We start from the raw sequence: 14,213 nt of genomic DNA on the forward strand, positions 1-14,213 counted from the left end.
CCGTTCTCCTCCCAGATCAGAAATTCAGCAACATGGCGGTGGACCGCAAGAGGCAGTTGAAGGCCCCGTCTCCCGCATCGGGGAGCATGGCGTGCGGATGATCATCTCCTCCACCCGTCATCAAAGCATCGACGCTATCGCATTTTTTGTCAATTTATTTTTCCTTACCGATTTCAGATCAGTCTCTGTTTATAATTTTTATTGTTGTCAATCAATATATTAGATATAAAACTGCGAATGAATATCACGATAATTTTTTCATAATAAACTTGACAACTTTTTGAATATGTCATTTTCATCTGCCCAAGAGGAGATCAAGATGACCCCTGATGACATCGCTCAGGCCATGACCGGAGATATCCACGTCACGTCAGAAAAACGGCGTGAAGCCTTTCTGCCATCGCCCATGATCCAGAACCATGCGAGCTTCCTGCATCTTCTGGACGATGGCGTGCTGCTCTGCGCATGGTTCGGGGGAACGCTCGAGGGAAAGTCGGATATTTCCATCTTCGCATCCGTGCTGACGCCCGGAGCCGGACGCTGGGGAGCGCCGCAGCGCCTCAGTCATGATACGGCCCGCTCCGAACAGAATCCTGTTCTTTTCACCGCGCCGGATGGCGCTCTCTGGCTGTTTCACACCGCCCAGCCCTCCGGCAATCAAGATGAGTGCCGCATCCGCATGGCGAAAATCCATCGTAATCGGTCGGAACCGGAGAAGCTCATTTCAGAGGATGGACGATTTCTCGATCTTCCCAAGGGCTGTTTCATCCGCGCGCCGCTGCGCATCCGCGACGATGGAGCATGGCTGTTGCCGATCTTCCGTTGCGTTCAGCGACCCGGACAGAAATGGAACGGCAGCCACGATACGGCAGGGCTCGGCATTTCCACGGACGATGGCGAGACATGGACATTGCAGGAATTGCCGGACTCGATCGGCTGCGTGCATATGAGCCCGGTGGCGGGAACGGACGGGCAACACTCCGCTTTTTTCCGCCGCCGCCAGGCCGATTTTGTCTACCGCACCGAAAGCAAGGATGGCGGTCGCTCATGGTCAAGGCCGCATCCGACCGATGTGCCGAACAACAATTCTTCCATCGCCGTGACAAGGCTCGGTAGCGGCCGGCTGGCAATGATTTGCAATCCCGTCAACGCCGCCCAGTCGAGCGACCGCCGCGCCTCGCTTTATGACGAACTCGGAGAGGACGATGGCAGGCCGGATGCTGATCCAAGCGGCGGATGCGTGCCCGTCTGGGGTGTGCCGCGCGCACCCGTCACAATCTGCCTTTCCGATGACGACGGGCGCAGCTTTCCGACCCGTATCCTGATCGAGGACGGGCCGGGCACGTGTCTGTCGAACGATTCGACAGATGGCCGAAACCTGGAAATGTCCTATCCATGGCTTCTGGAGACACCTGACGGTGCGCTGCACGCAAGCTACACCTATCATCGTCGCGCCATCAAATATGTGCGGCTGGAGCCCGGCTGGGCCGAAACTGCGGACGGGAGAAAAAGATGAGCAATATTATCGGCATCACGATGGGCGATCCTTGCGGGGTTGGCCCCGAGATCACTGTCCGGGCATTTGCTGAAATGTCCGCTTCCGACCAGGCCGCAACGCGGATTTACGGAAACCTCGCCACGCTGGAGGCAGCAAGGCAGGCGCTCGGTCTCGATATCGATCTTGCCCCGCACGTGGCAGACTTGCCCGTTGAGGGTGCGCCTTTGCCCTGGGGCACGCTTTCACCGGTGGCCGGCGACGCCGCATTCCGCTTCATCGAAACGGCTGTGCGGGACGCCGAGGCAGGGCGGATCGGCTGCATCGTCACCGCGCCGATCAATAAGGAAGCGTTGAACCTTGCGGGCCATCATTATGACGGCCACACCGGCATGCTGCGCAGCCTGACAGGTGCCTCGGCCGCTTATATGCTGCTCGCGTCCGAGCGGCTGAAGGTCATTCATGTTTCGACCCACGTTTCGCTGCAGGAGGCCATACGCCGGGCGACGACGGAGCGGGTGCTGGCCACCATTCGCGCCGGCAACGCCCACTTGAAGCGCATCGGCTACGAACGACCCCGCATCGCGGTGGCGGGCATCAATCCGCATTGCGGCGAAAACGGTCTTTTCGGCACCGAGGATGACGATCAGATCGCGCCGGCGGTTGCGGCCGCACGCGCCGAAGGCATCGAAGTACAGGGTCCTGTTTCCGCCGATACCGTATTTCATCGCGCCTATTCAGGCGCTTTCGATCTCGTCGTCGCGCAATATCATGATCAGGGGCATATCCCCATCAAACTCGTCGCCTTTGACACCGCCGTCAATGTCTCCGTCGACCTGCCGATAGACCGTACCTCCGTCGATCACGGCACCGCCTTCGACATAGCCGGCAAGGGCATCGCCAATCACGGCAACATGAATGCGGCCATCGCCTATGCGCGCAAGCTCGTGGCAGGCAAGGGTGGAAAGGGATGAGCACCATGTCTACGGCTCCCATTCTTATCCACCAGCCGCGCAGGCTCGCGGTTGGCGCAGGCACCGTCACGCAGGTTGGTGACTGGGCCGGCAAAACCGCCTCAACACTGGTAATCGCAACGCCGCTGACGGCAAAATTCGCCGAACGTCTGCAACTGCAAGGGCCCTTTGCCGTCTTCGACGCCATTCCGGGTGAGCCGGATACGGCGACACTGGACGCCGCTCTCAACGCGGCGCGCACTGCCAGGCCCGATCTCATCATCGGCCTCGGCGGCGGTTCGGTGATGGATGTGGCAAAGCTTGTCGCCGCATTGTGGAATTCAGATCAGACGCTCGAGGACGTCGCCGGACCTAACAAGGTCGCCCGTCGCGATACGCGCCTCGTGCAGATAGCAACCACGGCCGGCACCGGCTCGGAAGCAGGCATCCGCTCACTGATCACCGATCCCCTCAAGGGCACCAAGATCGCCGTCGAAAGCCCATATCTGATCGCGGATTTCGCTATTCTCGATCCGGAACTCACCTACTCCGTACCATCGGCCGTAACTGCGGCAACAGGCATCGACGCCATGGCCCATTGCGTCGAAGCCTTTACCAACCGCAAGGCCCATCCGATGATTGACGGCTTTGCCCGCATGGGCTTCACGCTGGTCGGGAAATATCTCGCCCGCGCCGTTCGCGACGGATCGGATACGGAAGCGCGGGAAGGCATGATGCTCGCCTCCTATTATGGCGGCATTTGCCTCGGGCCGGTCAACACGGCGGCCGGCCACGCCATCGCCTATCCGCTCGGCACGCGTCTCAGCCTGCCGCACGGGCTGGCCAACGCCATCGTCTTTCCACATGTGCTGGCCTTCAATCAGCCTGCGGTTTCCGCGAAGACGGCGGAAGTGGCCAGAGCGCTGGGGCTTCGTGACCATCTCTCGCCCGGTGATCTGCGCAAGGCAGCAACCGATTTCTGCGCGGCGCTCGGCATCGAAATGTCGCTTGCCAAACACGGAGCAGCCGAGGCCGATCTGACCCGCTATGCCGAGGATGCCCATGCCATCCGCAGGTTGATGGATAACAACCCCGTCGACATGACCCTGCAGGACGTGCTGGGAATTTACCGTCACGCCTACTGAAGCAGAACCGATGCGCGTGACCGCGCATCGGTTCTCGGGCCGTTTACTTGAGCCGCCTAATCTCCGTGCGATGACTCGAAAAGCCGGTCGCGCGATCCTGTCAGGTGCTGCAGCATCAATTGGCGGGCTGAATCGGCATCTCCATCCGCGATCGCCTTTGCGATGGCCTCGTGCTCGGCAAAAACGCGGGTCAGGCCTGAGGCCTCGCGCTTTACGGACATGCCGTGGAATTTCATCCCGACCGCGATATGATCCTTGAGAGCCTCCATCGCGGTGGAGAAATAGCTGTTCCGCGCCGCCCGCGCGATGGCAAGGTGGAACTGATAGTCGGCATCCTCGCGGTGGGACTGGCGGTTGGTCGCATCCCGCATCAGCTCAAGCGCCTTCCTGATGGCCGCAAGTCTTTCGGCGTCATGCCGTAATGCCGCGGCAGCGGCCGCCGCGGGCTCGAGCGTCAGCCTGAATTCGTAGCAATTCAGAAGGTCCGCAACGTTTTCCAGCTGTCCGAAGCCAAGCGGTTCACGCAAACCGAAGGCCCGGACATAGCTGCCGGAACCCCTGCGGGAGTAAATGAAACCCTGCTCGCGTAATCGCCGTAGTGCCTCGCGAACGACCGGCCGGGACACTTCGAATTCCATGGCGAGTTCATGTTCGGTCGGCAATCTTTCATCCGGCTTGTAGGCGCCGGATTTTATCGCCCGGTGCATCCTTTCGAAAATAATGTCCGGAAGTGCCTTGCGCGCCGTTTCTTTCATCAGCCCCATCTGGTCAGCTCTCTCCAGCATCTGTCGCGCCAAGCATCATTTTCGCGATACGTTTCAGTGTGTCAGCTTGCCCAAAACCGCCCGATTTCGCAATGATGCATTGGTTTCCCGCCCAGCCGACACCGAGGCCCGGCAGGCACTCGCCGGCAAGACGCAGCCGCAAAATGCCCATCGCGCGCAGCACCGCCTCGGCCGTTGCCCCGCCCGACAGAAGCAGCCTGCCCGCGCCGGCCGTGAAGTGCGGAACGACCCCTTCCGCCAGCCGGTCTGAAACTTCAAGCGAAGAAAGATACTGATCCCCCTGGGTTGCCTGAATGAGGGAAAGGTCGACGTCTTCATCCGCGTCCCGAGGAACGGCACCGTTGGGCGCTTCAATGATCGACACCAGATCCGCGCTCTTGAGGACGTCAATCTGCTCCAATGTAATCGGATCGCGGGAACCGATGACAAAGATCCCCTTGCCAGGTGGAACGGTTGCAACATCGGGCAGGACGCGCGCCGCCATCACCGAAGCCAGCGTCTCTGCAAGACCACGCGCGCCAATGAAAAGATCAACCCCTTCAGCCTGCGCGGCAGAAAGGGCCTGCCTGATATCCTCAGTCGTTCGCGTATCGGGTATTGAACAACGCAGGGCATGTCTTCCCAGTTTTTCATCAATCGCGATGGCGGTTTCAACCCCAAAGCCCGAGACGGCGCCGCCGCTGACGATACGTCCGAAATCCGGAATTGCCGGCACGACAAGAGCGCGCCGGAAAGAAATTGCATCCATTTCAGCCGCAATATGTCCCTTCAGGCGGGAATCGATCTTTTTGAACAGGATCGTGTCGGCTGGAACCAGTGCCAGTAGTTCCTGTGTGCGACGTCGGGCCTCGTCCGCCTTCCCATCGCGGCATCCAAGATTGACGCTGAGAACGGCAGGGGCAGCGGCCAGCGCCGCATGCACGCCTTCCAGCCCCGTTGCCACCTCTGTCACCATTCCGCGCCCGGCAAAGGGGGCGGCCGCGTCGAGCGCGCCGGTCAGATCATCGGCAAAAATCAACAGCACGGCATCGCCTTCAAAAAGTTGTAAGGTTTTACGTCGATAAATTTATTTATATTCAATAGATAAAGAGATGTGAATAACAAAATTGATCGCACGGACCTTTCAAGTCGCCGGAGAGAAATGGAAAGCAAGATCAGCCATGCCCACCGGTAGCGGGGTGCCAGCAAGGATGACAAACCCGCGTCGCTAAACGAAACGGAAAGGCAGACCGGAGATAAGGGCTTTGACGAAGCGCTTTTTCTGAAAGCGGCCGTTCAGTGAAACACGCGGCAAGAGTGTGGGCTTTTCGAGACTGCCGAGGCCGAGAACCCCCGCCTGTGTGGTGACTGCCGCGGAAAACCCTGCGTCCGATACCGCCTTCGCCTCGCGCTCGCCCACCGCCTTCGTCCAACCATAGGGATAAGAAAAGGAGCGCGGTGGATGGCCCGCATATTCCTCTACGCGGCGCTTCGATTCCGCAATCTCGTAAGCCAGGCGTTCAGCGTCGATCTTGCGCATATTCACATGGGTCATGGTATGGGCGCCGAGATGCACCAGAGGATCCTCCGACAGCGCCCTGAGTTCTGCCGCATCCATGATGAGTTCGTCCACGATGGCAACCGGATCGATTCCACACTGTCGAGCGGCGCGATCGATCCTCTCCACCGCTTCATCTTCGGCGGCACTTTGGACAAAATTTTCCAGCCGCGCGAATGCATCCGCTTTTTGCAGGGGCGTTCCGCATGTCACGTGCTCCGGCCCTGCCCCGAAATCGAAATCGAACGACGCCGCCTTCTGCGTCAAGGCGGCGGCGGTCTCCCACCACAAGCCGCGTTTACGCTCGACAAAACCGGGCGTGATGAAGATCGTGTAGGGAACGTTATATTTGCGAAAGATCGGCGCGGCGTAGTCTGCGTTGTTGCGATAGCCATCATCAAGCGTGAAGGCACAAAACGAGCGGTCTTCTCCGCTGCCGGCAAGCAGTGCCGGAAGATCATGCAGGTGCACGGGAACGAGACCCGATTCGAGCGCCGCCTGTATGGCCTCTTCGAGGAACTCCGGCGTGACGGACAATTGTACATTGGGCGCGAAAGCCGAAACAGCGCCGCCCGGACGCACGTGGTGAAGCGTGAAGATGACACCTCGCCCGGCAAGCGAAGGGAATGCCGAGCGGACAGCCGGAAGGGAACTCACCTCCAGCCCGGCCCTTATGACGGTGTATTTCACAAGGCGTTTTACCGGCTGCAGAAAAAGTCCCGCCGGTTGTCGCGACGACAGGCCGGGTAATATCCGCTTTTTCAACACCCTGAAGGCTGTGAGCGGCAGGTCGATCAGGCCCGGCAGCGGGTCATTCAGCGCAAATGCAGCCCAACTGCGGACCTTGGCGAGGGCCGCAAGATAGTCGGCAGCCCGCACCTCCCCTCTCCGTCCCAGGGTAAATGCGGCAACAAGATCACGGACAAGATAGGACCACGACGTGCCGTTGCGGGCCTTGACCGGCTCGCCGGTCGGCTCTTCGTTGGCGGCACGCCATAACAATGCGCCAAGATCAATGCCGGCAGCAGAACAGAGGCCGAACCACGACCAAGGACGCGGATTCACATCGAGAAGTTTCAGCGTCCCGTCCCGGTCATCGAACTTGAATTCCACCTCGACCAGTCCGCTATGACCGGCGGACCTCAATATTGTCCGGGCGGCATCGATCGCCGACGGGTTGTCGACAATCTCGACGCGAGTGCTGGTGTAACCGAAATCGACGGGATACTGACGGATGCGACGGGCGGTGAATTCCGCCACTGGTTCTCCGTTCAGCCACAGGGCAGCATAGGAGAACTGGTTTCGTCCGCCACCTGGAATGAGTTCCTGCACCACCACATTGCCGGCGCCGATCTCTTCGCTGGCCTCGGCAAAGGCGGCTTTCAGGGCCTGCCGATCTTCGGCGCGGACGACCTTGGCGCGGGCGATCGCAGTATCGCCGCCGCCCATATTTGGCTTGAGAATGACGGGAAACAGCACGTCAAGCGCATCGATATCAGCGGCTGATGCGAGCGCATAGGTCCTGGGAATTCTGACGCCGAGTTCCGCCGCACGCCTGTATAGCAGCGGTTTTTCGCACAGCCATTGCAGCGCCGCCCAGTCCGGCAGAACGATCTTGTAGAGAGCCGAAAGTTCATCGTGATGCTGCGAAACGAGCTGAACCTCACCATCGCCGGATGGGACCAGCAGCCAACCCTTGAGATGATGCCTGTCGGCCATCTGCCGCAGGAAAGACATTGCCCCTGCGTCGTGCGGACCGGCCCAGCGTATTGTCTCCCGCACGAAACGCGACCAGCTAGGCAGGGGTGAGTCATGGGTGAGGTAATAAACAGGCACATTCAGGGCCCCGAGGCTGCGCGCGAGGGCGAGCGTGCCATGAGCGCCGCCGACAATAACAACACCTGGAATGGTCAAAGCCTGATCCCCGTCCTACTCCATATCTTGATCGCAAAAATTGATAAATAAATTCGATATTTCCGAAATATGGGGGTCGCGGAAAGGCCAAGGCGCTTGCGCTGCCGGTCTCTCCACGATGCGTTCCAGACAGCATCCGGAGGGAAAATCAACGCCTCATACGTCTTTCCGAACCGGGCGCGGCTCACCGTTCTCATCGACGGCGACCATGATGAAGACGGCCTCCGTCACCTTTTCACGCGAATCCCGATAGTGCCGGCGCGTCCAGGCTTCGATCTTCAGCGTGACGGAGGTGCGGCCAATCTTTTCGATGCGAGTATAGACGCACAGTGTATCACCGATCTTGACCGGCTTCTTGAAGACGATCTCGTTGACTGCGACGGTGACGGTTCGGCCCCCGGCCACATCATTGGCGCGGACGAAAGCGGCAAGGTCCATCTGCGACATGACCCAGCCGCCGAAAATATCGCCGGCCGGATTGGCATCGGCAGGCATGGCAAGCGTTCTGAGCGTCAGTTCCATATCGGCGGGCGGCTGCTGATCCATCGTCAAATTCCTTTCACAAACCTCCCGCTGCCGGACTTAAACAACCGCACCCCTTCCGCCAATAGCCGATTTGTCGCGGCAGCCCTTCCAAAACCGCAAGGAATCACAGGGGCATCGTAAGCTTCGGTTAACCATGATGGGGCACGATTCCAAAAAAGCGCGGGGGCGTACAAATGGCCTATGACTGGAGTGGAAACAACACGATACAGCAGCGTTACGATCGTATAGTTCTGGCGGTCGCTAGCGTTGTCGCCATCAGCCTGGCAACAGGTACACTGGCTTTCCGCTCACAGGTGGAGCCGAACAACACCATAAGTATCGCCAAACAACAGCGGCTCAACTCTGAAAAATGGCATTTGCGGCTCTGATACGCCTCGATCGGCACACCCGGCAGCACGACCATTGAGCTATTGCACGGCGCCCCCATCGCGCCTGTCCGTCCCGTCCTTCTGGGAGACGTGGTCTAGATGGGCGACCGCCGGAGAAAGAATCGACAGAAAAGTCTCGGACCGGCCGATATAAACAATCGCCGCGCCCTCGATCCCGTTCAAAACCCCGGCCAGCGTGTCCTGCGTCTGTTTTTCCAAGCCTTCCAGCAGATCGTCAATGACGATGAATTTCGGTTTCAGCAACAGCGCATTGGCAACCCGGATGCTGGCCTGTTCGTCCGAATCCAGTTTTTTGTCCCAACGGATGTTTTCATCAAGACGAGAGGCCATCTCGCCGAGACCCGATGCGGCGAGCGCCGAAACATAATCCTCATCCGCAAAGCGCTGGGGTGCACGCGGATAAGCCATGATTTCGCGCAGCGTTCCTGCCGGCAGATAACCGTGCTGAGCAATGAAAAGCGTGTCGGTTTGATCCGGCATCTCTATCCTGCCCTGGCCCCAGGGCCACAGCCCCGCCATAGCTGCGAACAAAAGCCGCCGGTTCACACCCTGCTCGCCATTGATCATCAGCCGTTCGCCCGGCCCGACCTTGACATCCGCCTCATGCAGCATGAACCCGCGTTCAATGTCCTGCCCACCCGCATCGCGGCAGATCGTAACCGACTGAAGACGGATTCTGTCATTTTCCGCACTGCGTTGCAGATCGATCGTCAGGCCGTGCTGTTCCACGCTGTCCATCTGGATCAAAGCGTTCCGGAACACGGAGACACGCTGCAACGTCGCCTTCCAGCTTGCGATCGGCCCGAAATTGTCGATATACCAGCGTAGCGCCGTATTCACCTGATTGAAGGCGCCGACCGCCATCATCAGCCCGCCGAAAGTGAGATTGCCGGAAAAATAGACCGGAGCCGCGATCAGGATCGGGGCCACCACCGCCAGCCAGCCATACCCCGCCGAGACCCAGGTCAGATGTGTCAGCGCCATGGCGAGTCCCCGGATGACACCGAGGACGGCATCGATATCGACGCCAATCCGCCGCCTCTCATTTTTTTCGCCACGCGCAAGGGCAATGGCGGCAAGATTTTCGCTGGCCCGCATTAACGAAAAGCGAAGCTCAGCCTCTTTGGAATAACGCTCCGCGTTCAGCCCCACCAGCCGATAACCGACGAGGTTGCTGAGCAGGGAAGCGGAACCGGCATAAAGGATTGCCGCCCAGACCATATAGCCGGGGATAGCATAGGTATCGCCGCTGATGGTAATGGCAAAGCCCGCCGAGAGCGACCAGAGGACGCCGATGAAGCTGACAAGCAGGATCGTCGCGTTCACAAGACCGATCGAAAGCGCCGTACTGCTTTCGGCGAGGTTGCGGACATCGTCATGGAGCCGCTGGTCCGGATTGATGGCTATCGTACCGAAACTGGCGAGGCGGGCGGCTCGACCCGGCTTCAGCCACTGGTCCACCATATCCTTGGCAAGACCCTCGCGCATGTTAAGCGCCGTCATCTGGTTGAGCCAGGTCTGAATGACGTTGAGGAGCAGCAACAGCCCGGCGATGACCGCGAAAACCTCGAGCTGATGAAGGAAGGCGTCGAGATCGCGCCGTTCCAGCGCGTTATAAAACGGCGCATTCCATTCATTGAGCCTGATCTGCCCGTAGGCCGTCAGCAATATCACCGTGAGAAGGGCCATCGACAGCAAGATCAGACGGTTGCGCACCGGCGATGTCCAGAAGGCGCGCCCCATCACGCGCAGCTGAGCCGGAAAATCGAGATCGAAGCCCGAAAGGTTAGCCGCGCCCTTGCGCTGATCGTCGCTTACCGATGTTGCCATTCATCCATTCCGAAACGTCAGTGGGCAAAGAAAGCCGGTCGCGATTCTGCGCCTTTCGATGCCAAGCAATAACACGCCGTTCGACCATGTCCACAATGCCGGCGAAATCTCCGCGGCGACAACCTGAAGGCCCGCGCAATTCTTCGTGCAGGCGAATGAAGCGGCTTCGACCAACAATGCGATTGCCCCAGGAAATGATCCTTGCTTTCTTTTCCTGCATTGCACAAAATCCGAGTAATTTCAGAGGGGCGGACAAACCGCATAAGCCGGAAAACCGGGCAAGGCAGATTAATGGCGATCAAAGCGAGCATCTATCATCTGACGCATTATAAATACGACAATCCGGTTCGCCTTGGACCACAGATCATCAGACTGAAGCCCGCCTCACATTCCAGAACCAGCGTCATCAGCCATTCTCTCAAGGTTTCACCCTCCAATCACTTCGTGAACCTTCAGCAGGATCCCTACGGTAATTACCTTGCCCGCTTCGTTTTTCCGGAACCGGTGAGCGAATTCAAGATCGAGGTCGATCTTGTCGCCGATATGACGGTTTATAATCCGTTCGATTTCTTTGTGGAGGAAGAGGCGACAAAGTGGCCCTTCGACTATCCACAGGAACTGCGCGACGATCTCTCCATCTACATGAAGCCGGAACCGACCGGTCCTCTGCTCGCCGCCTTCATGGCCACTGTCGACCGCACTCCAGGTCAACAGACGGTGGACATGGTCGTCGGCCTCAACGCCCGCCTGCAGCAGGAGATCGGTTACGTCATCCGCATGGAACCCGGCGTCCAGACACCTGAGGAGACGCTTGCTTCCGGCAAGGGGTCCTGCCGCGATACCAGCTGGCTGCTCGTGCAGGTCCTGAGGCATCTTGGCCTCGCTGCCCGTTTCGTGTCGGGATATCTCATCCAGTTGACACCGGACCTCAAGGCGCTGGACGGCCCATCCGGCACCGAGGTGGACTTCACCGATCTGCACGCATGGGCCGAGGTTTATATGCCGGGTGCGGGCTGGATCGGCCTCGACCCCACGTCCGGTCTATTGACCGGCGAGAGCCATATTCCTTTGGCGGCAACACCGCATTACCGCAACGCCGCGCCTATTTCTGGCGGCTATTACGGCCATGCCAACACGGAATTCGCCTTCGACATGCAGGTCCGGCGGGTTGCCGAGACGCCGCGCATCACCAAGCCTTTTTCGGACGAAAGCTGGGACGAACTCAATGCGCTCGGCCAGGAGGTCGATGAGGTTCTGAATACCCATGATGTCCGGTTGACCATGGGCGGCGAACCGACCTTCGTTTCCATCGACGATTTCGAATCCGATGAGTGGAACACCGGTGCGGTGGGGCCAACAAAGCGAGAAAAGGCCGACCTTCTGATCCGCCGCCTGCGCGAGCGTTTCGCACCGGGTGGGTTTTTGCATTACGGCCAGGGAAAATGGTATCCGGGCGAAAGCCTGCCGCGCTGGACGTTCTCGCTCTATTGGCGCAAGGATGGCCTGCCGATCTGGCAGAACCCGGCGCTTATCGCCGAGGAGGGCGCGAATACCGGCGCAAAGGCGGAAGACGCGCAGAAACTGCTGGGCGGCATCGCCTCCCATCTCGGCATCGAACGGGAGCTGGTGCTGCCGGCCTATGAGGATCCGGCGGAATGGATCATCAAGGAAGGAAGCCTTCCCGACAATGTTGACCCGTCAAATTCCAAGCTGAAGGACCCGGAGGAGCGAAACCGCATAGCCCGCGTCTTCGAGCGGGGACTGACGACACCGACCGGCTATATTCTTCCCGTTCAGGCGTGGAATGCGCGCGCCGCCGGCAAGCGCTGGATCAGCGAAAAATGGAAGACGCGGCGCGGTAAAATATTCCTCGTTCCGGGCGACAGCCCGGTGGGTTACCGCCTGCCACTGGGCACCCTGCCCTATGTGCCGCCATCCGCCTATCCCTATATTCACGAGGCAGACCCCTCGATCCCTCGCGGTCCGCTTCCCGACGTCTTCACGCCATCGGGCCGCGCCATGCCCGAAGCTTCTTTCCATGCCAGCGAAGCCGCGGGGCAGGAACGCGTAGAGCAGACGATCGGCGAAATCGGCGGCGCGGTGCGCACCGCCATGTCGGTGGAACCGCGTGATGGCAGGCTCTGCGTCTTCATGCCGCCAGTGGAACGCATCGAGGACTATCTCGAGCTGATTGCAGCAGCGGAGGCGGCTGCCGCCGAGCTTGGATTGCCAGTCCACATAGAGGGTTATGCGCCGCCGCATGATGAGCGTATCAATGTAATCCGCGTCGCGCCCGATCCAGGTGTAATAGAGGTCAACATCCACCCCGCTTCAAGCTGGAAGGACTGTGTCGACATTACCACCGCAGTCTACGAAGAGGCGCGCCAGTCACGTCTCGGTGCCGACAAATTCATGATCGATGGCCGTCATACCGGCACCGGCGGCGGCAACCATGTGGTGGTGGGCGGCGCCAATCCCAATGACAGCCCATTCCTGCGCCGACCCGATCTTCTGAAAAGTCTTGTGCTGCACTGGCAGCGGCACCCCTCGCTTTCCTATCTCTTCTCAGGGCTCTTCATCGGCCCGACGAGCCAGGCGCCACGTATCGACGAAGCCCGCCACGACAGTCTCTACGAACTGGAGATCGCGCTTGCGCAGGTGCCGCTGCCCGGTGAAGGCGTTCCGCCCTTGCCATGGCTGGTTGACCGCCTGTTCCGCAATCTTCTGACGGATGTAACGGGCAATACCCACCGCGCCGAAATCTGCATCGACAAGCTGTTTTCGCCTGATGGACCGACCGGCCGCCTCGGGCTGGTGGAATTTCGCGGTTTCGAAATGCCGCCAAATGCGCGCATGTCGCTTGCCCAGCAGTTGCTGGTGCGTGCTCTCATCGCGCGTTTCTGGAAAAACCCGGCCGTCGGCAAATTCGTGCGCTGGGGCACGGCACTCGCCGATCGTTTCATGCTACCACATTATATCTGGGCGGATTTCCTGGATGTGCTTGCAGACCTCAGGGAAAACGGTTTCGACCTGAAGCCCGAATGGTTCACCGCCCAGCAGGAATTCCGTTTCCCCTTCTTCGGGGAGGTGGAATATGAAGGATCAAAGCTGGAATTGCGCCAGGCGCTGGAACCCTGGCATGTGATGGGCGAACAGGGCGCCATCGGCGGCACCGTGCGTTATGTCGACAGCTCCGTCGAGCGCCTGCAGGTGCGGCTCGAAACGTCCAATCCCGCCCGCTACGCGGTGGCCTGCAACGGCCGCGCCGTTCCGCTGACTCCAACGGAAAACCGCAGCGTCGCGGTTGCCGGCGTCCGCTTCAAGGCATGGCAGCCCGCTTCCGGCCTGCATCCCGTGCTGCCCGTCAATTCACCCTTGACCTTTGACATTTATGATACATGGTCGAGGCGATCGATCGGCGGATGCATCTATCATGTTGCTCATCCGGGCGGGCGCAATTACGAGACATTTCCCGTCAACGGCAATGAGGCGGAGGCACGCCGCCTCGCCCGTTTCGAACCATGGGGGCATACGGCAGGGCAATATCCGCTTCGGGCGGAAACCGTGTCGCCAGAATTTCCGCTGACGCTCGATCTGCGCCGGCCTTACGGAGTATAAA

General features: G+C 59.6%; 11 protein-coding genes. 5 read left to right on the forward strand and 6 right to left on the reverse strand.

Features of this window, described 5'->3' with window-relative positions; genetic code table 11:
• Window positions 1-319 precede the first annotated feature (319 nt).
• The 3 genes from WA845_RS24750 to WA845_RS24760 are packed head-to-tail and all read left to right on the forward strand — an operon-like array spanning window position 320 to window position 3,593.
• Complete coding sequence (locus tag WA845_RS24750; RefSeq protein WP_112555221.1) at window positions 320-1,516, forward strand: sialidase family protein; 1,197 nt, start codon at window positions 320-322, stop codon at window positions 1,514-1,516.
• A complete protein-coding gene (gene pdxA, locus WA845_RS24755) occupies window positions 1,513-2,469 on the forward strand; it encodes a 4-hydroxythreonine-4-phosphate dehydrogenase PdxA (protein ID WP_044459553.1) in 957 nt (318 codons plus the stop codon). Before WA845_RS24750 ends, pdxA begins: the two co-directional genes overlap by 4 nt.
• A complete protein-coding gene (locus WA845_RS24760) occupies window positions 2,466-3,593 on the forward strand; it encodes an iron-containing alcohol dehydrogenase (protein ID WP_112555217.1) in 1,128 nt (375 codons plus the stop codon). Before pdxA ends, WA845_RS24760 begins: the two co-directional genes overlap by 4 nt.
• A 56-nt stretch (window positions 3,594-3,649) precedes the next feature.
• On the opposite strand, the gene WA845_RS24765 is transcribed toward WA845_RS24760, so the two are convergent.
• From WA845_RS24765 to WA845_RS24780, 4 genes are all read right to left on the reverse strand, one after another.
• Complete coding sequence (locus tag WA845_RS24765) at window positions 3,650-4,357, reverse strand: FadR/GntR family transcriptional regulator (RefSeq protein WP_004437348.1); 708 nt, start codon at window positions 4,355-4,357, stop codon at window positions 3,650-3,652.
• A 4-nt stretch (window positions 4,358-4,361) separates the two neighbouring features.
• Entirely contained in the window at window positions 4,362-5,402 is a 1,041-nt protein-coding gene (locus WA845_RS24770; RefSeq protein ID WP_100911292.1) for a four-carbon acid sugar kinase family protein, read from the reverse strand.
• Window positions 5,403-5,585: 183 nt separating this feature from the next.
• Entirely contained in the window at window positions 5,586-7,829 is a 2,244-nt protein-coding gene (locus WA845_RS24775; protein ID WP_112555215.1) for a polysaccharide deacetylase family protein, read from the reverse strand.
• Between the two features lie 156 nt (window positions 7,830-7,985).
• The gene (locus tag WA845_RS24780) at window positions 7,986-8,375 is read right to left on the reverse strand and encodes an acyl-CoA thioesterase (protein WP_004437343.1); all 390 of its coding nucleotides are present in this window, start codon (window positions 8,373-8,375) and stop codon (window positions 7,986-7,988) included.
• A gap of 173 nt (window positions 8,376-8,548) precedes the next feature.
• Between WA845_RS24780 and WA845_RS24785 the strand changes: the two genes are divergently transcribed.
• Window positions 8,549-8,743, forward strand: a complete 195-nt coding sequence (locus tag WA845_RS24785; RefSeq protein WP_004437341.1) for a hypothetical protein — start codon at window positions 8,549-8,551, stop codon at window positions 8,741-8,743.
• 39 nt (window positions 8,744-8,782) lie between these two features.
• Here WA845_RS24785 and WA845_RS24790 read toward each other — a convergent pair whose 3' ends face one another.
• On the reverse strand, window positions 8,783-10,594 hold the full coding sequence (locus tag WA845_RS24790; protein ID WP_112555213.1) for an ABC transporter ATP-binding protein/permease: 1,812 nt from the start codon (window positions 10,592-10,594) through the stop codon (window positions 8,783-8,785).
• On the reverse strand, window positions 10,551-10,814 hold the full coding sequence (locus tag WA845_RS24795) for a hypothetical protein (RefSeq protein ID WP_112555212.1): 264 nt from the start codon (window positions 10,812-10,814) through the stop codon (window positions 10,551-10,553). The genes WA845_RS24790 and WA845_RS24795 overlap by 44 nt, the downstream gene beginning before the upstream one ends.
• 71 nt (window positions 10,815-10,885) lie before the next feature.
• Here WA845_RS24795 and WA845_RS24800 point away from each other — a divergent pair, with 71 nt between their 5' ends.
• Window positions 10,886-14,212, forward strand: a complete 3,327-nt coding sequence (locus WA845_RS24800; RefSeq protein WP_112555210.1) for a transglutaminase family protein — start codon at window positions 10,886-10,888, stop codon at window positions 14,210-14,212.
• Window position 14,213: the final 1 nt, after the last annotated feature.

The sequence above is a fragment of the Agrobacterium sp. CMT1 genome (genome assembly GCF_037203725.1).
GTDB classification, from domain to species: domain Bacteria; phylum Pseudomonadota; class Alphaproteobacteria; order Rhizobiales; family Rhizobiaceae; genus Agrobacterium; species Agrobacterium pusense.